The following is a 20,609-nucleotide window of genomic DNA, read 5'->3' as shown; positions in this document are numbered from 1 at the left end:
ATGGCTCAGAAACGGCTCAGGATTTGGGTTCGGGCTCGGCGCAATCTGTCTGTCGTTAGCCCGGCCATCCGCTGGCTCCGTTCAGGTCTTCATCTTAGGAGAGATCAAAATGACCGCACTTAAAACGCTTGTCGCCGCCGCCGCCGCTGCTTGCGCGTTCTCGGCCGCCTCTCACGCCCAGACCTTCAACTTTGACTATGATCGTTGGATGCTGTCTTCGCCGGAAGGCCGCGAAATGGTTCTGGACCGGCTCGCAAATCAGGTCGAGCGCTACTGTAATGCGCACGACGCTCGCGGGCTTCTGGCTGTCCGGATCGCCCGCGATTGCCAGATGCGCACTACGGCTCAGGCGCTTGAGCAAATGAATGATCCGCGCGTTTTCGCCCTGCATCAGGAGCGGATGCGTCGTCAGCACGTGATCGAACGGACCTAGTCCAGACGCGCTTTCAGCGCGTCCGGTCTCCCCGCGACGCGTTGCGTGGGCCGCAGCTCCTCTCTTCAAAGACCCGCCCTTAGGTCAGAGGAGGTGTGGCCCACTTTCGGCTCCTGCAGGGCCTGTCTGCCCCCGATTGGAAAGACGTAAGGTCAAGCCAAACCATGAATTGCGGCCCGCCCCATGGCGGGCCGTTTCATATGCAGCCGCCCGAGCCCATGCCATGCTGCAGCGCGCAATCGTGATTGACTCATTTTCGTCAAACGCTAGGTTTGCGCGTCGGTGCAGACCCGCCGGGAGGCGCGCTGCAGCGGGGATACATGAGGTCACTTGCGGGAGAGACCGGCCGAAGACGCCGGCGCCGAAGGCGCAACCGCCCCGGAAACGCTCAGGCTAACGGACCGCAAGCCTAAGACCTAACGCTGGAAAGCGGGCGCTGAGCACCAGGCGTCCCACCGAAGGAGCAATGCGCGCGCCTGCCTGCCCTGGCGCGACGCGGGAATCTCTCAGGTCTTCAAGACAGCGGGGGCGATTCGGAGCCGGCATGAGCCGCGCGACGCCCGCAACCCGCATGCTTGAGGCCAGACATGACCGACACGCTCAACCGCACGCCGCTTTATGATCTTCACATCGAACTGGGCGCCAAAATGGTGCCGTTCGCGGGCTATGAGATGCCGGTCCAATATGACGGTGTCATGGCCGAGCATAATCATACGCGCGAAGCGGCGGGCCTGTTTGACGTCTCTCACATGGGTCAGGCGCGCCTGATCGGTGACGAGGCCGCGCTCGAAGCGCTGATCACCGCCGACCTCTCCGCCCTGCAACCGGGCGAGCAGAAATACACGCTGCTTCTGAACGCTGAAGGCGGCGTGAAGGATGACCTGATGGTCTCTCGCCCGGATGGCGAAGGGCTGTTTCTGGTGGTGAACGCCGCGTGCAAACGCTCTGATTTTGACTACATCATCGACGCGACCAAAGGCGTCGCCGAGCTCGTTGAGCTAGATGGCCGCGCGCTTCTGGCGCTGCAGGGGCCGCAGGCCGGCGCCGTGATGGCGGATCTGTGCCCGGACGCCGCAAAACTGGTCTTCATGCAGGCGGGCTGGTTTGAAATAGACGGTCTGCGCCTGATGATCTCACGCTCGGGTTATACGGGCGAAGACGGGTTTGAAATCTCCGTCGCCAACGAACACGCCAGCGATTTCGCCCGCAAGCTCCTCAGTGATGAGCGCGTGAAGCCCATTGGCCTGGGCGCGCGTGATTCCCTGCGTCTGGAAGCGGGCCTATGCCTTTACGGCCATGACATGGATGAGACCACCTCGCCCATCGAGGCGGGCCTGATTTGGGCGGTCGCCAAGTCGCGGCGCGAACGCGCTGACTTTCCTGGCGCCGCGCGTATTCTCAAGGATATCGCCGATAAACCCGCCAAAAAACGCGTGGGCCTGGCGCTGAAAGATCGCGCCCCGGCGCGCGAAGGCACCGAGATCGCTGTCAATGGCGAGATTGTCGGCGTGGTGACCTCGGGCGGGTTTGGCCCGACCGTCGGCGCGCCCATCGCCATGGGTTTTGTGCGCACCGATCTGTCGGCGCCCGGCACACAGGTTGATTTGATGGTGCGCGGCAAGGCGCGCCCGGCCGAAGTGGTGAAAACGCCCTTCGCGCCGCATCGTTTTTATCGCGGTTGATCCCGCACGATTTCGCTCTGGAGGAGACGTCTGATGAGCACCCGATTTACCAAAGACCATGAATGGATCCGCGTTGACGGCGAAGAGGGCGTGGTGGGCATCACCGCTTACGCTGCTGAACAGCTGGGCGATGTGGTGTTTGTCGAGCTGCCCGAAGTGGGGAAGACCGTGTCCGCCGGCGATGAACTGGCCGTGGTGGAGAGCGTGAAAGCCGCATCCGAAGTCTATGCGCCGGTGTCGGGCGAGGTCATCGCCGTCAACGACGTGCTGGAGGGCGAGCCCGCCAAGGTCAATGAAGCGCCGGACGGTGAAGGCTGGTTTGTGAAGCTCAAGCTGTCTGACAAAGCCCAGCTGGACGCCATGATGGATGACGCGGCCTACGCCGAACACATCAGTTAAGGACGGCGGATGCACCCGGCTCAGGCTTTCAAGATCGCAACGCAGGACCGGGCGCTGGACTATGTTCGCGCTTATCCCTTCTCGGTTCTGACGGTCTGGGACGGCGGACGCCTTTGGACAGCGCAGTTGCCTCTGATCCCGGTCAGCGGTGAGGGGGGCGAGCTGATCGCCTTTGAAGGGCATATCGCGCGGTCCAATGTCCTGGCGCAGTCTCTGTCAGGACGCACTGAAGCCGCGCCAGGCCAGGCTGTGTTTTGCGGACCGGACGCCTATGTTTCTCCAAACGCATACCCGTCAAAGGCCAGTGATGGCCGGGCGGTGCCGACTTGGAACTATATCGCCGTGGAGGCGGAGGGGACGTTAAGGCTGAAAGCTCCCTCTCAGACCCGCGCCATTCTGGAGCGTCAGACAGAGGTGTTCGAGGCAGGCGAGGCGAAGCCTTGGTCTCTGGGCGAAGCGGATGCGGCGTATCTGGATCGGCTGGAAGCGGCGATCATCGGGCTGAGACTGGATGTGACGCGCTTTGAAGGCACGGAAAAGCTCAGTCAGGACAAGGCTGAGATGGATTTTGGCGGCGTACTGAGCGCGCTTGAAGCGCGTCAGGAGCCGGGCGCGGCCGCCCTGGCCGCTCGGATGAAGACACTGGATAGAGGCTAACGCCATGCGATACCTGCCCCTGACCGATGAAGACCGGGCGACAATGCTCGAGACGATCGGTGTGGATTCTGTCGACGCCCTGTTTGAAGACGTGCCCCAGAAGGTGCGCCTGGACGGGCCGGTCGATCTGCCGCTCCACAAGAGCGAGATGGAGGTCGAGCGCCTTCTGACAAAGATGTCGCGCAAGAATATCGCGGCCTCCGAAGCGCCGTTCTTTGTCGGCGCAGGCGCGTACAAGCACCATATTCCCGCCAGCGTCGATCATCTGATCCAACGCTCTGAATATCTCACCAGCTACACGCCGTATCAGCCCGAAATCAGCCAGGGCACGCTGCAGACCCTGTTTGAGTTCCAGACCCAGGTTGCGCTTCTGACGGGCATGGAGGTGGCGAACGCCTCCATGTATGACGGCTCGACCGCGTGCGGCGAAGCGGTGCTGATGGCCTGCCGGATCACCAAGCGCTCCAAGGCGATCCTCAGCGGCAATCTGCATCCTCACTATGCGGCTGCGACCCATACGCTGGCCAAGTATATGGATATCGAGATCCGCGATGATGCGGCCAAGCCCGGCGGGCTCGATGATATCGCCGCCGATATTACCGATGATGTGGCGTGCGTGGTGGTGCAGAACCCCGACGTGTTCGGCCAGGTCCATGATCTTGAGCCCATCGCCAAGGCGGCTCATGAAAAGGGCGCGCTGCTGATTGCGGTGTTCACCGAAGCCGTGTCGCTGGGCCTGATGAAAACGCCCGGCGCCATGGGCGCGGACATCGTGGTCGGCGAAGGCCAGTCCATTGGCGTCGGCCTGCAGTTCGGCGGCCCGCATGTGGGCCTGTTCGCCTGCCGCGGCGATCGCAATTTCATCCGCAACCTGCCCGGCCGTCTGGCGGGGGAAACCGTGGATGCGGACGGACGCCGGGGCTATGTGCTGACGCTGTCCACGCGCGAACAGCATATCCGCCGCGACAAGGCGACGTCGAACATCTGCACCAATTCCGGCCTGATGACCCTGGCCTGGACGATCCATATGTCGCTTCTGGGCGATACCGGGCTTCGCACCATGGCGCAGCTCAGCCATGAGAAAGCGTGTGAGCTGGCCGATCGGTTGAGCGCGATGTCCGGCGTGGAGCTGGTCACGGACGCCTTCTTCAACGAGTTCACCCTCCGCCTGCCCAAAAACGCAGCCGAGGTTGTGGAAGCGCTGGCGGAGAAGGGCGTGCTGGGCGGAGTGCCCGCCAGCCGGCTCTATCCGGGCAAAGGCTATGACGATCTGCTGATCGTCGCAGCCACTGAAACCAACACCGATAGCGATCTCGACGCATTCGAAGCGGCTCTGAAAGAGGTGCTGTAATCATGGCGATGAATACTCAAGGCCGTCCCTCCCGTCCGCTGCACACGCCTGATCCAGGCGCGTATGACGACACGTTCTCAGGCTCCAAAGGGCTCGATCAGGCCGAACCGCTGATCTTCGAGCGGCAAACCTATGACAAGACCGGCGTCGATTTCGAGACGCCCAAGGGCAAGCCGTCGCGTCTGGGCGCGCTGGAGCGCAAGGACGATCTGGGGCTTCCGGGCCTCTCCGAGCCTGAAGCCATGCGCCATTATGTGCGCCTGAGCCGGAAGAATTACGCCATCGATATCGGGCTCTATCCGCTGGGTTCGTGCACGATGAAGCACAATCCGCGTCTGAACGAGAAGCTGGCCCGCCTTCCGGGGTTCTCCGACATTCACCCGCTGCAGCCGCAATCCACCGTGCAAGGCGCGTTCGAGCTGATTGGTGATCTCGCCCATTGGCTGATGACGCTGACCAACATGCCCACCGTCGCGATGAGCCCGAAAGCGGGCGCCCATGGCGAGCTGTGCGGCATGATGGCGATCCGCGCGGCGCTGGACGCGCGCGGCGAAAGCCATCGCCGGCGCGTGCTGGTGCCTGAGAGCGCACACGGCACCAATCCGGCCACGGCTGTGCAGTGCGGCTTTCACGTGGACGAGATCCCGGCCAATGCGACCGGCCGCGTGGACATGGAGGCGTTCAAGGCCAAGCTCGGGGATGATGTGGCGGCGATCATGCTGACCAATCCCAATACGTGTGGCCTGTTTGAAAGCGATATTCGCGAGATCGCCGACCTGATGCATGAGGCGGGCGGCTATTTCTATTGTGACGGCGCGAACTTCAACGCCATTTCTGGCCGGGTGCGCCCGGGCGATCTGGGCGTCGACGCCATGCACTTCAACCTGCACAAGACCTATTCCACGCCCCATGGCGGCGGCGGTCCGGGGTCCGGTCCGACCGTTTTGTCTGAAGCGCTGGCGAAATTCGCGCCGCTGCCCTTCGTCATCAAGGATGGCGATGGCTGGCGCATGGTCGAGGACGAAGAAGACGCCAAGGCCCAGGGCGCAGACCCGTTCGGCCGCATGGTCGCCTTCCATGGCCAGATGGGCATGTTCACCCGCGCCATGAGCTATATCCTCAGCCATGGCGCAGATGGCCTGAAAATGGCCAGCGAGGATGCGGTGCTGAACGCCAACTACGTGCTGGCGCGTCTCAAGAACGTCATGACGCCGTCCTATGACGGTCTGTGCATGCACGAAGCGCTGTTTGACGATCGCTTCCTGAAAGACACTGGCGTCACCACGCTCGACTTTGCGAAAGCCATGATCGATGAGGGCTATCACCCCATGACCATGTATTTCCCGCTGGTCGTGCATGGCGCCATGCTGATTGAGCCCACCGAGTCTGAATCCAAGGCGAGCGTGGACCGGTTCTGCGACACGCTGGAAGCGCTGGCCGGCGCCGCCAAGGCGGGGGAAACCGAGCGTTTCACCGCCGCGCCGCGGTTTGCGCCCGCCAAGCGCCTAGATGAAACCCGGGCGGCTCGTCAGCCCGTCCTGCGCTGGACGCCGCCCTCTCCAGACGCGCAAGCGGCGGAGTAAAGGGGACGGCGATATGAGGGCATTGCGCCACACTGCCCTGAAATCGTCACGTCCAGCTGCAAGAATATGAGGGTCGCCATCCGGTATGGGTTGAACCGGATGGCGGCCGCCTCGACATTAGCGTACGAGGTATGGATTGAGCGTGGAAAACGACAAGGTAAAACCCAAGGTGGCGATGAACGACACTCCGAATGGCTGGGCGCGGAACGGCGTCAATGGTGTGACCAGCGTGCTGCTGGTTGTGCTGAGAGCCATTGCGGTCGCCTTGGCCATCTTCTTGCTGGCGATTTCCATCCCGCTGTTTTTCCTGCCCATTCCGCTTGGTCTGCCGCTGGCGATCATTGGTTTGATCCTGTTGGCGATGACGTCAAAGCGCGCGCATGCCTTCATCACCGACTGGCTGAAACGCCATCCGGGCGTGTGGGAACGGGTCAAGCACATCTTCGATCGGTTCCACAAGGATTAGAACCGATGGGCTTTACCGGCTTGCGGCTGGTGAGGTCGCTAGACGATTTTCCAGTGTCCCCCAAGGCCGCGCCTGACCTCGTCATACGGCCTCTCGATTTTGATACCGAAACCAACGCCGCCAGAGCCTTGCTCAATCATGCCTATCGCGGCGGCGAGGGGGAGCGTCTGGACGCGGACGACTGGCGTCAGTCGATCCAGAGCGACGCAGAATTTGATCCTGACCTTTGCCTGCAGGCGCGCGACGCACGCTCCGAAGCGCTCGTGGGCGTCATACAGGCGTGGTCAACCGGATTCATCAAGGATCTGGCAGTTGATGACGCCTGGCGCGCACAGGGCGTGGGTGCAGCGTTACTGGCCGAGATCAGCGTGCGATTGCGGGCGAGGGGGATCAAACAGGTCAGCCTCAAGGTCGTACCGGGCAATCTGGGCGCTATCGCCTTCTACGAAGCCTTGGGGTTTGAACGCGGCTGACGCCAAGTCCTGACCGCGTCCACTAGTCAGCCTGACCCTGAACCAGGTTCCACTTTCATCATACCTGTTATCAGATCAGTGCGGGCCTGATCGATCACCCAGTTTGAAACCTCGCTGAGATTAATCGAGGCCGTGGCCACGCCGATCTCCTCAGGGTGCGTCTGCGCTATTACACCCCCTTTCGGCGAGAGGATCGCTGAGGGGCAGAGTTGTGTATCTGAAGCCGCATTGGCACCCAGTACGAAGCGTTGGGTCTCCGCCGCGCGGCTGATCAAATGTGCCCGCCAGACGGCGTCTCCCGTCGAGCTATCAATGGCGTTATTGGGATAGGCGATAATCTGGGCGCCTTTCGTGGCCAGTATACGCCATTGTTCTGGATAGCGGATTTCCCGACACATCTGGATGCCAAGCCGTATGGCTCCAGCCCTTGTCTGTACGTCAAATACGGGCAAGGCTTCACCGGACTTGAAAATGCCTTGCTCGCTGACCGCCAGATTGACTTTGTCGTAATGCTGAGAGGGCTTGTTCGGCTGAAGGAGAAAACTGCGATTACGCCAGTGACCCTCGTCTTGCACGCAAGCCCCTACGACCAGAGAGACGCCCGTTCGATCTACAATCCGTTGAGTGTTCTCTAAGGCGCATTGCGTCGCTTCAGAGTTCAGGCGTTTGATCAAGCTTGGTGCGTTGACATAGCCTGACAAAGTCCCCTCGGGTGCGACGGCGAGACCGCCTTCAGGCAGGCGCTCCATCATATCCCTGAGGCGCTTGACCGTGGCTTCAAGGTCGAAACCGGTGTTGAGTTGAATGATCGCGCAAGACAGCTGGGACATGTCGTGATCCTAGCGGATCATCAGACACAAAAAAGCCCGCGAGATCCTCGCGGGCTTTTGTCATTCGATCTGCCGAGGCTGACTAGTTCAGCTGGTCCTTAAGAGCGGCCGTATCGGCTTTCAGAAGAGCGTTGCGCTGGGTCTTGGTCAGCTTCTTGGAGAGGAGCTGCTGCGCGGCCTCGATCGCCAGATCGGCGGCCAGGGCTTTGACTTCCTTGGCGGCCTGGGCTTCAGCCTGAGCGATGCGCTGTTCCGCCATGGCGGTGCGGCGCTCGACGCGCTGGGCGATCTCGGTCTTGGCGTTGTCGCGCAGATAGTCCGCTTCCGCCTTGGCCTGCTTGATGATCGCTTCAGCTTCAGCCGCAGCTTCCGTCTGCTTGCGCTCATAGGTGGCCATCAGCTCCTGCGCTTCTTCACGCAGGCGACGCGCTTCATCGAGTTCCTTGCGGATCAGATCGGCGCGGTCATCGAGCGCTTTGCCGATCATTTTCGGCGCGCCCACAAAGATGATCACGACGAAGAACAGGATCAGGCCGACAAACGCCCAGAAGCTGGTGTCAGACAGGAGGTAGTTCATCACTTACTCCTTCACCGCTGCGACGGCTTTGGCGGCGTCGTCTTCAGACACCTCAAGGCCGGCCAGGTGTTCGACGGCGACCGCAGCGGCCCCGGCCGCAATGGAGCGCACTTCGCCAAGAGCCGCGTCGCGAGAGGCGCGAATGCGGGTCTCGGACTCATCAAGCTTGGCGTCCAGCTCAGCGTCCGCCTTGCGAATGGCGTCAGCGACTTCAGCGTCAGCGGAGGCTTTCGCCTCGGCCGCCACTGCATGCGCCTTGGCGCGAGCGTCCGCCAGGGATTTTTCATAGGCGCGAACGGTCTCGTCAGCCTGCGCTTTAAGCTGCGCGGCGGTGTCGAGATCGTCAGCAATGCGATCGCGGCGTTCTTCAATCGCCCCGCCGATACGGGGCAGGACAAAGCGGCTCAGCAGGACGTACAGGACGAAAAAGCTGATCGCCAGCCAGAACAGCTGCGATGCGAAATAGGTCGGGTCGAAGGGCGGGAACGCGGCTTCCGCTGCGGCTCCGGCGCCTTCGGCGTATTCAGATTGGGACTCCGGCGCCAGCACGGCGGCCTCCCTTGCGCAAAGGCTAAACTAGCCCGAGCTTACCGTAAGCTCGTAGCCTGTAAAACGCTCCAAGCCGGAATGACGCAACGATGTATCGTGCGCCTTCCGGCCGGAACGAGGACTGCTTGGTCTGTGGTCTTAGACCACGAACAGCAGCAGCAGCGCGATGAGCAGCGAGAAGATGCCCAGCGCTTCAGTCACGGCGAAGCCAAAGATCAGGTTACCGAACTGGCCTTGCGCGGCGGACGGGTTGCGCAGGGCGCCAGCCAGGAAGCTGGAGAAGATGTTGCCCACGCCCAGAGCGGCGCCCAGCATGCCGAAGGTGGCCAGGCCAGCGCCAATGTATTTCGCGGCTTCCGCTTCCATGTTGATACTCCTCGTAGGTGGTCGGTGCGGATGGATAGGTAAGGTCTTGTCGAACGCCCTAGTGACCAGGGTGCAATGCGTCCGAAAGGTAGATGCAGGTCAGAACGGCGAACACATAGGCCTGGAGGAACGCCACCAGGAATTCCAACGCGGTCAACGCCACGACCATGATCAGCGGAGCGACAGCGCCAAGAATGCCCAGCGCACCCACAGATCCCAGCATGATGATAAAGCCGGCGAACACTTTCAGCAGAATGTGTCCAGCCAGCATGTTGGCGAACAGACGAACCCCGAGAGTCACCGGACGCGACAGGAACGAGATGATCTCGATCGGGGTCAGAAGAATGTAAAGCGGCCACGGCACGCCGGAGGGGAAGAACAGCGAGAAGAATTTCAGGCCGTGCTTGAAGACGCCATAGCCGATCACGATCGCCATCACCACGAGCGCCAGCGCGAAGGTGACGATGATGTGGGAGGTGAAGGTGAAGCCGTGGAAGCCCGGAGCCGGGAAGTAAGGCAGCATGCCCAGCATGTTGCCCATCAGGATGAAGGCGAACAGGGTGAACACGAAGGGGAAGAATTTCAGGCCCGCATCGCCCGCCGTGGAGCGGATCATCCCGGCCACGAATTCATAGAGCAGCTCGGCGACCGATTGAGACCGGCCCGGCACCAGTGCGCGCTTTGACATGGCCAAAGACAAAAGCCCGGCCACCATCACCACGGACACAACCATGAAGTAGCTGGAGTTCGTGAATGAGAGATTCCAGCCACCGATGGAGAAATCGGCGATTGAATGGATCTCGAACTGTTTGATCGGGTTCGTCGCGTCAGCCACACCCGGCCCCTTGTGCTACGGCGCGCGCGCCGCGTTTCTAACTTCAAACCCGTGCGCCGGAGGCCTCAGGACGAGGCGTCGTCGCTCTGGTTCATGCTCTGCGCAGCGCGAACTACATTTAAAGTGCCCGCTGCGAAACCCAATATTACACCTGTCAGCAGGCCCCAAGGGGTCCAGTTGAAGAACTGATCGGTCAAATAACCCAGACCAGCCCCCACGAGAACCCCTCCTGCGAACTCCGTTCCGTAGCGAACGCCCTGACCCCAGCCGGAGGCTTTGGTCTCAGCTTCCTTCACCCGACGCGCCTCAAGCTTCGCGTTCAAACGCTGCTCAAAGTCGTGGGGATCGGGTGCGTTCTGGTTCGGTTCGTCTCGATGAGCCATGATGACAGACGGCTGCCAGAAGGTAGTCCCGGCAGGCGCGCGCACCCTATAAGCGGTCCCAGACCCTGTCAAGCAAGGTTGCGGACAAGTTAACGCGCTGATTTTTAAGAGGCTTCGCTATTATTCCGCAGCCAGCATCTCTTCAGCCGAGCTCAGATTGACCGAGACGAGCTGTGAGACGCCCCTTTCGCCCATGGTGACGCCGAACAGACGGTTCATCCGGCTCATGGTCACCGCATTGTGGGTGATGACCAGAAAGCGCGTTTCGGTCATGGTCCGCATCTGTTCGAGCATGGCGCAATAGCGATCCACATTGGCGTCGTCGAGCGGCGCATCCACCTCATCGAGCACGCAGACGGGCGCCGGGCTCACCAGGAAAACGGCAAAGATCAGCGCGGTGGCGGTCAGCGCCTGCTCGCCGCCGCTCATCAGGCTCATCGTCTCCATTTTCTTGCCGGGCGGGCAGGCGAAAATCTCAAGCCCGGCTTCCAAAGGATCATCGTTCTCTGTCAGTCGCAGCTCCGCCGCGCCGCCGCCGAACAGGGTCTCAAAGAGCGTGCGGAAATGCCCGTCGACCACTTCAAAGGCGTCCAGTAACCGCGCCCGGCCTTCGCGCGACAGGGTGTCGACCGCTTTACGCAGACGCGCGACCGCTTCCAGCAAATCGTCGCGTTCCCTGGACAGACGCGTGCGTTCAGCATCCAGCTCGCGCGCTTCTTCATCCGCGCGCAAATTGACCGCGCCCAGACGCTCGCGCGTCAGCCGGGCCTCATCCAGGCGCCGCTCCAGCTCATCAGACGACAGCTCTGCAAATTCACTGCCCGACGCGCGACGCTCCAGTACGGCTGGTGCTTCGCCGGTGGCGTCTTCAAGGCGCTCTACGGTTTCGGTCAGTCGTTCTTCGGCGGCGGTCAGACGGGCGGCGGCGGCGGCGCGGGCTTCACGGGCGTTCGCGCTGATCTTTTCCGCCTCCCGTAAGGCGGCGTCGGCTTCGCGCTGTAATGATTCGGCGTTCAGAACCGCGTCGCGCGCGGTTGCGGCTTTTGATTCCGCTTCAGTCAACGCCTCCAGAATGGCGTCGCGCTGGCCTTCCAGCGTTTCAGGTTGGCTGGAGGCGGTTTCAAGCGCGGCTTCTGTGTCGGCGATCTGGGTTTTCAGCGCCTCGACCTGGTCAGACGACCGGGTATGGCGACGATCCCAGTCGGCGGCTTCCCGCTCCAGAGAGGCGATGCGGTGCCGACGCCCTTGCGCTTCGCGTTTCACTGATTCGAGCGCCGCGCGGGCATCGGCGGCTTTGCCGCGGGCGCGATCAGCGCGCGCGCGAGCTGCGGTTAGCGCCTCTTGGCCGTCATCCACCTGCGCACTCTCGGCCTGGGCGTGCTGGGCTGTGAGATGCAGCTTACGGGCGGTTTCAAGTCGGCTTTGCGCGCGCCCGACCGATTCTACCAGGCCGGCGCGCCGCGCTTCGGCGCGCGCCGCCTGGGCGCGGGCGGCGGACAGAGCCTGCTCGGCGTCCCGGCGCTGGTTTTCAGCCTGTTTGAGGGTGGTGCGCGCCGCGTTCAAGGCTGCATCCGCGTTCAGACGGGCTTGCTGCGCCTCTTCAGCGAGGGTTTGAGAGCGTTCAGCGCCCCGGCGCGCGGTCTCAAGCTGGGGCGTCAGTTCAGAGAGCCGGTTGCGGGTTTCCAGACGGACAGCAGCGGCGGACGGCGCACCCGCCTCGCTGGCGAAGCCGTCCCAGCGGCGCAGGGCGCCCTCCAGCGTCACCAGCCTTTGTCCGGGCGACAGCCGAGCCGCCATCACATCCAGCGCTTGAGGTTCAACGACGCCCACGGCTTTCAGGCGCGGCTGCAAGGCTGCGGGGGCCTCCACATGATCAAGCAAGGGCGATGCGCCTTCAGGCAGGGCGGACGGGTCAATATCCGCGCCTTGCCAACGCCGGGCGGCGCTGGCGCTCAGGCTCGCTTCCAGATCGTCGCCGAGCGCAGCCGCCAGCGCTTGTTCATAGCCCGCCGCTGCGCGCACCTGATTGAGCGCCCGGTCTTCAGCGTCTGTTGTGTCCAGAAGGCGCTCAAGTCCTGTAATTTCGCGCTCAAGCGCTCGCGCATCAGCCTGGGCCAGCTGCACCTTTTCGCGCGCGATCTGGGCGCTTTCGCGCGCTGACTCCGCCTGCGCTTCAAGCTCGGTGATCTGGTCGGCCAAGGCTTCCACGTCGCCGATCGCGTGATCCACAGCGCCCTGAAGGCCCTCAAGATCAGGACCCACCGCCTCATCAAACCGGTCAAGCGTGGCTTTGGCGTTATCCGCTTCAGCTTCCAGCGTCCGGACCTGGCGTTCCGCCTGGTCCAGCTCGCGCTGAGCGCCGTCACGCTTGGCTTTGATCTGGGCGACCGTGCTGGCGGCGGCGTCGAGCGCGTGTTCCGCCTTGGCGCGGTCCTTGTCCGCATCATTCAGCACCGCTTCGGCGCGGGTCTGGGCGTCCGCGTCATGGGCGGCCTGGTCGCGCGCCTGTTTGAGCTGGCCGTGAAGGCGCTCGCGGGCGGTGCGCGCTTCATCCAGCAGCTCGGCTTCGCGGCTCTGGGTCTGTCTCAGTTCCACAAGGCGCGCCTGGTTACGCTCAATGGCGGCACGGGCGGCCTCGATATCACGGTCCAGCTGGTCACGCGCGCGTTCGGTATGACGCAAGGCTGCTGCGGCTTCGGCCTCAGCCTCGCGCAGGGGCTGAACCGCGCTTTGCGCTTTTTCAGCTTCCACCATCGCGCCCGCAGATGCACGCAAGGCCAACTCGGCCTCGGCGTCGGTGTCTTTCAGGCGAGCGCGTGCGGTTTCGACCGCTTCGCCTGCTTCTTTCCAGCGCCGCATCCACAAGAGCGCTTCAAAATTGCGGATGGTCTGGGACAGGTCGCGATAGCGGCCTGCCTGCTTGGCCTGACGCTGAAGCGCAGAATGGCGGCTGTCGAGATCCTCGACGATCTCCAGCAGACGGTCGAGATTGGTTTCGGCGGCGTTCAGCTTGAGTTGCGCTTCACGGCGACGGGCGCGGAGACCGGCGACACCTGCGGCTTCTTCGAGCACGCGGCGGCGGTTTTCGGGTTTGGCGTTGATCAGCTCGCTGATCTGACCTTGCCGGACCAGGGCGGGCGAGTTTGCGCCTGTACCGGCGTCGGCGAACAGAAGCTGGACGTCCTTCGCGCGGACGTCCTCGTCATTGATCGTATAGCCCGAGCCCTTTCCCCGCGTGATCCGCCGAACGACCTCCAGCGTGTCATGCTCGTTAAAGCGAGCGGGGGCGCGCCGGTCGGAATTGTCGACGACCAGGGTGACTTCAGCGTGGTTGCGGGCGGGGCGGCTGTCGGTGCCGGAGAAGATCACATCTTCCATACCGCCGCCGCGCAGAGATTTCGCCGATGTGGCGCCCATCACCCAGCGCAGGGCTTCAAGCAGGTTGGACTTGCCGCAGCCATTGGGACCGATAATACCGGTCAGCCCGGCGTCGATCCGCAGCTCGGTCGGGTCAACAAACGATTTGAAGCCGGCCAGGCGCAGCTGGGTGAACTTCAACCTCAGACCTCCACTGGCGCTGGACGCCGGTTTTCCGGTCTGTCAGTCGCCGCCATCCCTGCCGAAACCTGTTTCGGCTCAAACCCTTCGCAGGCGATCTGAGGGGAGACCGCCTGCAAAAGGTCTGCGCGGGAAGGCTAGCCTTCCGCACGCGCCTTGAATAGGGCGATGATTCGGTCCCAGGTGTCTCGATCAATCTGAGCGGGGATTTCGCCCTGATCATCGGTCAGGATTTCGCCGTCGACGGCGTAGACCTGGCCTTCAGCGCCGCTCTGAATGTCAAGCGTCTGACCGTTGACGATAAAAGAGGGCGTTGACGTGATGCCGTCGCGGACGGCCTGCATATTGGCCTCTTCCACGGCTTCAAGGTTTTCCTGATTGGTCATGCAGGCTCGAAATTCCTCGTCCGAGAATCCGGCTGTGCGAGCGATGGTCTGGAACTGACCTTGCGCATTGCCTTGCTGCATGGCGCTGAACAAAGCGCGTTGCTGTTCAAACAACAAATCGATCACGTCCAGATACTGATCTTCGGGCGCGCAGCGGGCCAGCATGAAGCCGGCGCGCGCCAGATTGGGCTGACCGGTGATCATTTCGCGGAAGACAAAGCGCACATCACCGCGCTCCACCCCGTCGTCAATGGCGGCCTTGCCCTGTTCATGAAACGCGCCGCAGCCCCCGCAAGACGTCGAGGCGTATTCGATGATCGTGACCGGCGCATCGGCCGCCCCGACGGCGCGATCGCCTTCGCGTTCAAAAGAGGAGCGCCCATCCGGGGCGTCGCCGCCCGAGCAAGCGGTCAGCATCACAGCGCCGGCGACAGCGGCGGCGAGGGTGAGGGCGCGGCGGGTGATAGTCGTCACGGGCATAACTCCAATCGGTGTGTCTGGCCGGGCCCTTAGGGCGCCGGGGTCTGCGTTGGCGGCAGGTTAGCGGTCTCAGCCGCCTTTATACAGGGCGATGATGCGGCGGAAGGTGTCGGTCGCAAGATTGGCCGGGATTTCGCCCTCGGAATCCGTCAGCGGCGCGCCGTTCACTGTGTAGACATAACCGGCTTCGCCTTGCTCGGCGATCAACCGGTCGCCATTGATGATGAAATACGGGGTGGAGCGCACACCGTCTTCCGCCGCGATGCGGTTGGCGGTCTGCACGGACGCGATCGCCTCTTCATTGGAGAAGCAGGCGCTGACATCCTCCGGGCTGAATCCAAACCCGGCGGCGATCTCTTCATAGCGCGTCTGGGCCGTCCCCTCCTGCATGGCGGCGAAAATCGATCCCATATTGGCGAACAGGGTGTCGATCACCTCAAAATATTGCTCATCCGGCGCACAATAGGCCAATGCAAAGCCCGCCACGGCGATATTGGGCTGGCCGGTGATCACTTCGCGGAAGACAAAGCGCACATCGCCCGCCTCAATCGCGTCTCGGACAGCGGTGAACCCAGCCTGCTGAAAATCGGCGCAATGGCCGCAGGCGACCGAGCCGTATTCGATGAAGGTGATGGGGGCGTCCGCGTCACCCTTTACATGGTCGGTGTCTCGCACCTGACCGGCTTGTGCTTCGGTGAGGGAGGTGGCGTTCTGCGCCATTGCGCCCCCGGAGAAGAGCAGGGCGGCGGCGAGCGCGGTCAGGCCGCGGCGGGTCATGGACAACACAGGCGTCTCCAATTCGCATCAGTCGCTAGAGGATGTAGGCGGCAAGCGCACGCCTTCACGGCGTTCAATCTCTTTGCGCCAGTTTTCCAGCGTTTCATCAAGGGTCAGCGCCCGTTTTGACTCAGCTTTGACCTTCACAATCCGGTCAGGCCGGGATTTGGGCTTTTTGGGTTCGGGGTTGAGCGGCCCCTGGATGATCTTGAGCTTTTGCGGTTTCTTGCCCGAATACGTCGCCACCCGCGCCAGGATTTGCGCCGATTGCGCCTCGACCAGCGCCGCCGCCGGTCCGCGCGCGCGGATCACCAGGGCGCCGGCCTGGTATTTTTCAGGCCGGGTGAACTGGGCCAGCTGCGGGCCGACAATCTCGCTCCATTGCGCGTCAAGCTCGTGCCGGGTGGGGCCGGAAAACTGTTTCGCCAGCGGTTTGATCAGCGCATTCACGGCGCGGCCGGCGGTGGGCGGCGGCTTGATGGCGGCGCGCCCGCGATGGGCTTTCATCCACTCCGTCGCCTCCGCTTCGTCGCGCGGATCGCCGGTGCGACGGGCGATGAGATGCCGGTTAGGCGTTGACGTGCGGGGCGGTCGCTTCATGGTGCGCACCATCGCGCCCGCAGCCGCCGCTGGCAAGCATGAGAGAACACGCCGTGCCCGAGTTTGAAATCCCGGACCTGCCCGCAGCGCCCATGCGGGCCGCCTTGCTGGACTGGTATGACCGTGAAGGCCGCAGCCTGCCCTGGCGCATCCGGCCTGAAGACCGGGCGGCGGGCGCTGCCGCCGACCCTTATGCGATCTGGCTATCAGAAATCATGCTGCAGCAGACCACCGTGCCGCACGCCACGCCCTATTGGGAGCGGTTCCTGAAGCGCTGGCCCCAGGTGAGCGATCTGGCGGCCGCCCCGCGCGAGGAGGTGCTGGCGGCCTGGGCGGGGCTTGGCTATTACGCCCGCGCCCGCAATCTTCACGCCTGCGCTCAAGTCGTCGCGTTCGAGCTGGATGGCGCATTTCCCTCTGACCTGAAGGCGTTGATGGCGCTGCCCGGCGTGGGGGATTACACCGCCAACGCCATTCGCGCGGCCGCCTTTGACCAACCCGCCAGCGTCGTGGACGGCAATGTGGAGCGGGTGCTCACACGTTTGGTGCGGATGCAAACGCCGCTGCCGAAAGCCAAGCCTCAGATCAAGGCGATCGCCGCAGCGCTGGCTTCGCCCGAACGCCCCGGCGATTACGCCCAGGCGATCATGGATCTGGGGGCGACGGTGTGTTCGCCGAAATCGCCGGACTGCGCCGCCTGTCCCTGGTCGGGCTGTTGCGCCGCACGGGCCGAAGGCGACCAGACGCGCTATCCGCTGAAAGAGAAGAAAAAGCCCAAGCCCGTGCGTCGCGGCGCCTGTTTTCATGTGCTGCGCGACGGCGCCCTCTGGCTGCGTCGCCGACCCGAAACCGGGCTTTTAGGCGCCATGATGGAAGTGCCGGGGACGGGCTGGAGCGACACTGCGCCGTCAGACGCGGAGCTAGAGAGCTTTGCTCCCTTCAAATCGGACTGGCGAAACGCCGGACAGGTGCGCCATGTCTTCACCCATTTCGCGCTGGAGCTTGATGTGCTGTGCGCCAGTGCGCCTGACGGCTGGGATCCGGCTGAGGGCGTCTGGTCGCCGGTGCGCGATCTTAAAGACGCAGGGCTGCCCTCAGTGATGATGAAGGCGGCGAAGCTGGGGCTGGAGACGCGGCTGTTATAGCGCTTGAGAGCTCTGGGTCCCCGGGTCAAGCCCGAGGACCGAAACGCAAGTGCTCAACCTCTCAGCCTTCGGCCTTCGGACTTGATCCGGAGGCCCATTACGTTGCGCCCTAAACCTGCAGCTCCGCGCGGATGCGGGCGCGCAGCACGTCGATCGGAGCGAGGGCGCCGCCCTGGCGCACATGCCAGAAGGTCCAGCCATTGCACGACGGCGCACCCTGCACATGGGCGCCCATCTGGTGGATCGAACCGGCCTGACCGCCCGCGATCACCGTGCCGTCGGCGCGCACTTGCGCGGTGCGTCGACCTTGCGAGCAGTAGAGCGTATCGCCGGGCTTCAGAAGGCCGGCCTCGACCAGGGATCCAAACGCAATTCGCGGCAAGGCGCGCTTGGACTGGGTGACTTGCAGCGCGTCTTCGCTGGTCGGGTTGATCGCCGCGATCCGCTTGCGCGCCACGTCGGCATAGGTCTGGTCCGCTTCAATGCCGATATAATGACGGCCGAGTTTCTTCGCGACCGCACCCGTGGTGCCGGTGCCGAAGAAAGGATCAAGCACCAGATCGCCGGGATTGGAGGTGGCCAGCAGCACCCGGTGCAGCAGGCTTTCAGGCTTCTGGGTCGGATGGGCTTTCTTGCCCTCCTTGTTTTTCAAGCGTTCACCGCCTGCGCAGATCGGCAAGGTCCAGTCAGAGCGCATCTGCACGCCGTCATTCAGCGCCTTCATCGCGGCGTAGTTGAAGGTCGGCTTGGCGTCCTTGGTCTTGGACGCCCAGATCAGGGTTTCATGGGCGTTCGTGAAGCGCGTGCCCTTGAAGTTCGGCATCGGGTTGGATTTGCGCCAGATCACGTCATTGCGGATCCAGAAGCCCATATCCTGCAAGAAGGACCCGACGCGGAAAATATTGTGATAGCTGCCGATGGTCCACATGGCGCCATTGGGTTTCAAGACCCGTCGGGCTTCTTCCAGCCAGGCGCAGGAGAACAGATCATAGGCGTCAAAATCGCCGATCTGGTCCCAGTCATTGTCGACCGCATCCACCTTGGAGTTATCGGGCCGGTGCAGATCACCGCCCAGCTGCAGATTGTAGGGCGGATCAGCGAAGATCAGATCCACGCTCTCGTCAGGGAGCGTCTTCATCACGTCGGCGCAATCGCCTTCCAGGATGGTATCGACAGGAATTTTGTTATTTGGAATGACTGACACCTCAATCGCCCTTCTGTTCGCAACAGCGCTGATTCCCTGAGGGGTGAATCGTTTCGGCTTACCCGATGGTTAAGGCCGATTCATTATGTGCCGCGCCAAACGCCGCGCGCCTGTCTGGCCGACTGTACAGGGGCATAGCTTAACCGATGGATGGGCGTGGGTCCCAGATTTTCGAGCGCGGCTTTATGACTTGGGCTGGGATAGCCTTTGTGTCCCGCCAAGCCAAAGCCGGGAAAGCGGTTTTCTGATTCGATCAGAATTTGGTCGCGCAAGGTCTTGGCGATGATCGAGGCTGCGCCGATGCACGCCTCAAGGCCGTCGCCGCCCACAATCGCCCGCGCCGGAGATTTTAATCCGTCCGGCACGCGATTTCCGTCGATCAGGATTTCATCGGGGATAACATTGAGGCCCTCAACCGCGCGGACCATGGCCGCCATTGTGGCGTGCAACACATTCAGCCGGTCAATCTCGACCGGTTCAGCAATCCCCACACCTACCAGCGCTTCGGCGCGTATGATCGCGGCCAGGGCGGTGCGGCGCTTCTCCGAGAGCTTTTTGGAATCGTCGAGCTGATCCATCGCGGAGAAATCATCAGGCAGGATCACGGCCGCGCACACCACCGGTCCCGCCAGAGGCCCGCGTCCGGCTTCATCGACGCCGGCGATAAGGGGGAGGGGCATTCTGTTTTCACTCCACTCAGAACAGGCTGAGCTGATCTTCGGTGTCGAGGGGGCGCTCGAACAGGTCGCAGCGCAGTTTGACCCGGTCTTTCTCAAGACCATAGCGGCGCACCCCGGCGCGGAAGCGTTTGGAGATCATGTCCGCGATCGGGCCTTCGCCGCGCCCCCGGATATGAAAGTCAGAACTGTAATCAGCGCCGCCGCGCGTATCGCGCACCATATTCATGACCTTCTCGGCCGCGTCGGGTTTGATTTTCTTGAGCCAGTCATAAAACAGATCGCGCACCTCCAGCGGCAAGCGCAACAGCACATAGCCTGCGGTTTGCGCGCCAGCGCTTGCGGAGGCCTTCAAAAGCGCTTCGATCTCGTGATCGGTGAGGCCGGGAATGACCGGCGCGGTCATCACCGTCATGGGCACGCCGGCCTTTGACAAGGCTTCCATCGCTTCAAGGCGGCGTTTGGGGGTTGCGGCCCGCGGCTCCATCGCGCGGGCGAGCTTGTGATCGAGCGTGGTGAGGGAAATGGCCGCTTTGACCAGCCCCAGTTCCGCCAGCTCGGACAGGATGTCGAGATCGCGGGTGATGGCGGCGGATTTGGTAATCAGGCTGACGGGATGCTTGAAGCGCCGGCAGACTTCAAGGATCGAACGCGTCAGACGCAATTGCCGTTCGATCGGTTGGTAAGCATCTGTGTTCGCGCCGATCACAATGGGTTCAACCTGGTAGCCGGGCTTGCGAAATTGCTGGTCTAACAGACGTGCGGCGCCCGCCTTGAAAAACAGCACGCTTTCAAAATCGACGCCGGCGGAATACCCCCAATAGGCGTGGCTGGGCCGCGCATAGCAATAGATGCAACCATGCTCGCACCCCCTGTACGGATTGATCGACCGGTTGAACGAGATGTCCGGGCTGTCATTGGTGGCGATGATGGTGCGGCTATTGTCCTTGATCAGCGTCGTGCGGATTTGCTTGGGAGCGGGGTCGGCCTCGCTCCAGCCATCATCAAAGGGTTCGCGGGTGTCGCGCTCGAACCGCCCCGATGCATTGGAGGTTGCGGCGCGGCCGCGCGGTTGCAGCGGCTCGGGAAGGGGGCTCATGCCCCGGGCGGGAACAAAGCGTGCGGTCATGGACTGACGGTGACCCATGAAACGGAACATAGCAAGAACATTTTCATGTTGACTCAAACCGCCCGTCGG

General features: G+C 62.8%; 22 protein-coding genes and 1 riboswitch. Of the genes, 9 read left to right on the top strand and 13 right to left on the bottom strand.

Translation table 11 applies throughout. The features are described 5' to 3' along the window. Positions 1-109: 109 nt before the first annotated feature. From ACP154_RS01185 to ACP154_RS01150, 8 genes are all read left to right on the top strand, one after another. Positions 110-433 carry a UrcA family protein gene (locus tag ACP154_RS01185; RefSeq protein WP_107711297.1) on the top strand — a complete coding sequence of 108 codons (324 nt, stop codon included), beginning with the start codon at positions 110-112 and terminating at the stop codon, positions 431-433. Between the two features lie 323 nt (positions 434-756). Next, a riboswitch (glycine riboswitch) is annotated at positions 757-847 on the top strand. Between the two features lie 173 nt (positions 848-1,020). Beyond that, positions 1,021-2,115 (top strand): glycine cleavage system aminomethyltransferase GcvT, encoded by a 1,095-nt coding sequence (gene gcvT, locus ACP154_RS01180; protein ID WP_421857576.1) that lies wholly within the window; start codon positions 1,021-1,023, stop codon positions 2,113-2,115. A gap of 33 nt (positions 2,116-2,148) precedes the next feature. Next, the gene (gene gcvH, locus ACP154_RS01175; protein WP_107711295.1) at positions 2,149-2,514 is read left to right on the top strand and encodes a glycine cleavage system protein GcvH; all 366 of its coding nucleotides are present in this window, start codon (positions 2,149-2,151) and stop codon (positions 2,512-2,514) included. Positions 2,515-2,523: 9 nt separating this feature from the next. Next, positions 2,524-3,171 (top strand): FMN-binding negative transcriptional regulator, encoded by a 648-nt coding sequence (locus tag ACP154_RS01170; protein WP_421857579.1) that lies wholly within the window; start codon positions 2,524-2,526, stop codon positions 3,169-3,171. Positions 3,172-3,175: 4 nt separating this feature from the next. Then, positions 3,176-4,522 carry an aminomethyl-transferring glycine dehydrogenase subunit GcvPA gene (gene gcvPA, locus ACP154_RS01165; RefSeq protein ID WP_421857581.1) on the top strand — a complete coding sequence of 449 codons (1,347 nt, stop codon included), beginning with the start codon at positions 3,176-3,178 and terminating at the stop codon, positions 4,520-4,522. Positions 4,523-4,524: 2 nt separating this feature from the next. Next, positions 4,525-6,105: an aminomethyl-transferring glycine dehydrogenase subunit GcvPB gene (gcvPB, locus tag ACP154_RS01160; RefSeq protein WP_421857584.1), complete on the top strand. Its 1,581-nt coding sequence runs from the start codon at positions 4,525-4,527 to the stop codon at positions 6,103-6,105. A gap of 142 nt (positions 6,106-6,247) precedes the next feature. Further along, positions 6,248-6,571: a hypothetical protein gene (locus tag ACP154_RS01155; RefSeq protein WP_133723753.1), complete on the top strand. Its 324-nt coding sequence runs from the start codon at positions 6,248-6,250 to the stop codon at positions 6,569-6,571. A 5-nt stretch (positions 6,572-6,576) separates the two neighbouring features. Next, positions 6,577-7,044 carry a GNAT family N-acetyltransferase gene (locus ACP154_RS01150; RefSeq protein ID WP_421857587.1) on the top strand — a complete coding sequence of 156 codons (468 nt, stop codon included), beginning with the start codon at positions 6,577-6,579 and terminating at the stop codon, positions 7,042-7,044. A gap of 26 nt (positions 7,045-7,070) precedes the next feature. Here the strand turns inward: ACP154_RS01150 and ACP154_RS01145 are convergent, their stop codons facing one another. The 10 genes from ACP154_RS01145 to ACP154_RS01100 all read right to left on the bottom strand — a co-directional run bounded on the left by ACP154_RS01145 (position 7,071) and on the right by ACP154_RS01100 (position 16,385). Beyond that, positions 7,071-7,874: a carbon-nitrogen hydrolase family protein gene (locus ACP154_RS01145; RefSeq protein ID WP_107711289.1), complete on the bottom strand. Its 804-nt coding sequence runs from the start codon at positions 7,872-7,874 to the stop codon at positions 7,071-7,073. Between the two features lie 82 nt (positions 7,875-7,956). Further along, positions 7,957-8,451 carry a F0F1 ATP synthase subunit B gene (locus ACP154_RS01140; protein WP_107711288.1) on the bottom strand — a complete coding sequence of 165 codons (495 nt, stop codon included), beginning with the start codon at positions 8,449-8,451 and terminating at the stop codon, positions 7,957-7,959. Between the two features lie 3 nt (positions 8,452-8,454). Then, a complete protein-coding gene (locus ACP154_RS01135) occupies positions 8,455-9,000 on the bottom strand; it encodes a F0F1 ATP synthase subunit B' (protein ID WP_107711287.1) in 546 nt (181 codons plus the stop codon). Positions 9,001-9,138: 138 nt separating this feature from the next. After that, the gene (locus ACP154_RS01130; RefSeq protein ID WP_009803216.1) at positions 9,139-9,366 is read right to left on the bottom strand and encodes a F0F1 ATP synthase subunit C; all 228 of its coding nucleotides are present in this window, start codon (positions 9,364-9,366) and stop codon (positions 9,139-9,141) included. Positions 9,367-9,424: 58 nt separating this feature from the next. Next, a complete protein-coding gene (locus tag ACP154_RS01125) occupies positions 9,425-10,201 on the bottom strand; it encodes a F0F1 ATP synthase subunit A (protein WP_107711286.1) in 777 nt (258 codons plus the stop codon). Positions 10,202-10,266: 65 nt separating this feature from the next. Continuing rightward, the gene (locus ACP154_RS01120) at positions 10,267-10,584 is read right to left on the bottom strand and encodes an AtpZ/AtpI family protein (RefSeq protein WP_421857592.1); all 318 of its coding nucleotides are present in this window, start codon (positions 10,582-10,584) and stop codon (positions 10,267-10,269) included. A gap of 120 nt (positions 10,585-10,704) precedes the next feature. Continuing rightward, complete coding sequence (gene smc / locus ACP154_RS01115) at positions 10,705-14,142, bottom strand: chromosome segregation protein SMC (protein ID WP_421857595.1); 3,438 nt, start codon at positions 14,140-14,142, stop codon at positions 10,705-10,707. A 137-nt stretch (positions 14,143-14,279) separates the two neighbouring features. Further along, positions 14,280-15,002 carry a thioredoxin domain-containing protein gene (locus ACP154_RS01110; RefSeq protein ID WP_421857597.1) on the bottom strand — a complete coding sequence of 241 codons (723 nt, stop codon included), beginning with the start codon at positions 15,000-15,002 and terminating at the stop codon, positions 14,280-14,282. Between the two features lie 75 nt (positions 15,003-15,077). Further along, positions 15,078-15,785, bottom strand: a complete 708-nt coding sequence (locus tag ACP154_RS01105; RefSeq protein WP_421861425.1) for a thioredoxin domain-containing protein — start codon at positions 15,783-15,785, stop codon at positions 15,078-15,080. A gap of 27 nt (positions 15,786-15,812) precedes the next feature. Further along, complete coding sequence (locus ACP154_RS01100; RefSeq protein WP_421857599.1) at positions 15,813-16,385, bottom strand: DciA family protein; 573 nt, start codon at positions 16,383-16,385, stop codon at positions 15,813-15,815. 92 nt (positions 16,386-16,477) lie between these two features. Here ACP154_RS01100 and mutY point away from each other — a divergent pair, with 92 nt between their 5' ends. Further along, positions 16,478-17,530, top strand: coding sequence for an A/G-specific adenine glycosylase (gene mutY / locus ACP154_RS01095; protein WP_421861428.1), 1,053 nt, complete (start codon positions 16,478-16,480; stop codon positions 17,528-17,530). 109 nt (positions 17,531-17,639) lie between these two features. On the opposite strand, the gene ACP154_RS01090 is transcribed toward mutY, so the two are convergent. From ACP154_RS01090 to ACP154_RS01080, 3 genes are all read right to left on the bottom strand, one after another. Then, positions 17,640-18,668: a site-specific DNA-methyltransferase gene (locus tag ACP154_RS01090; RefSeq protein ID WP_421861430.1), complete on the bottom strand. Its 1,029-nt coding sequence runs from the start codon at positions 18,666-18,668 to the stop codon at positions 17,640-17,642. A 149-nt stretch (positions 18,669-18,817) separates the two neighbouring features. Further along, on the bottom strand, positions 18,818-19,414 hold the full coding sequence (locus ACP154_RS01085) for a ribonuclease HII (protein WP_421857601.1): 597 nt from the start codon (positions 19,412-19,414) through the stop codon (positions 18,818-18,820). 16 nt (positions 19,415-19,430) lie between these two features. Continuing rightward, positions 19,431-20,570, bottom strand: coding sequence for a PA0069 family radical SAM protein (locus ACP154_RS01080; RefSeq protein ID WP_421857604.1), 1,140 nt, complete (start codon positions 20,568-20,570; stop codon positions 19,431-19,433). Between the last annotated feature and the right edge of the window lie 39 nt (positions 20,571-20,609).

The sequence above is a fragment of the Oceanicaulis sp. genome (assembly GCF_965249665.1).
In the GTDB taxonomy this organism is placed as follows: Bacteria; Pseudomonadota; Alphaproteobacteria; order Caulobacterales; family Maricaulaceae; genus Oceanicaulis.
This window is presented reverse-complemented; position numbering and strand designations above follow the sequence as displayed.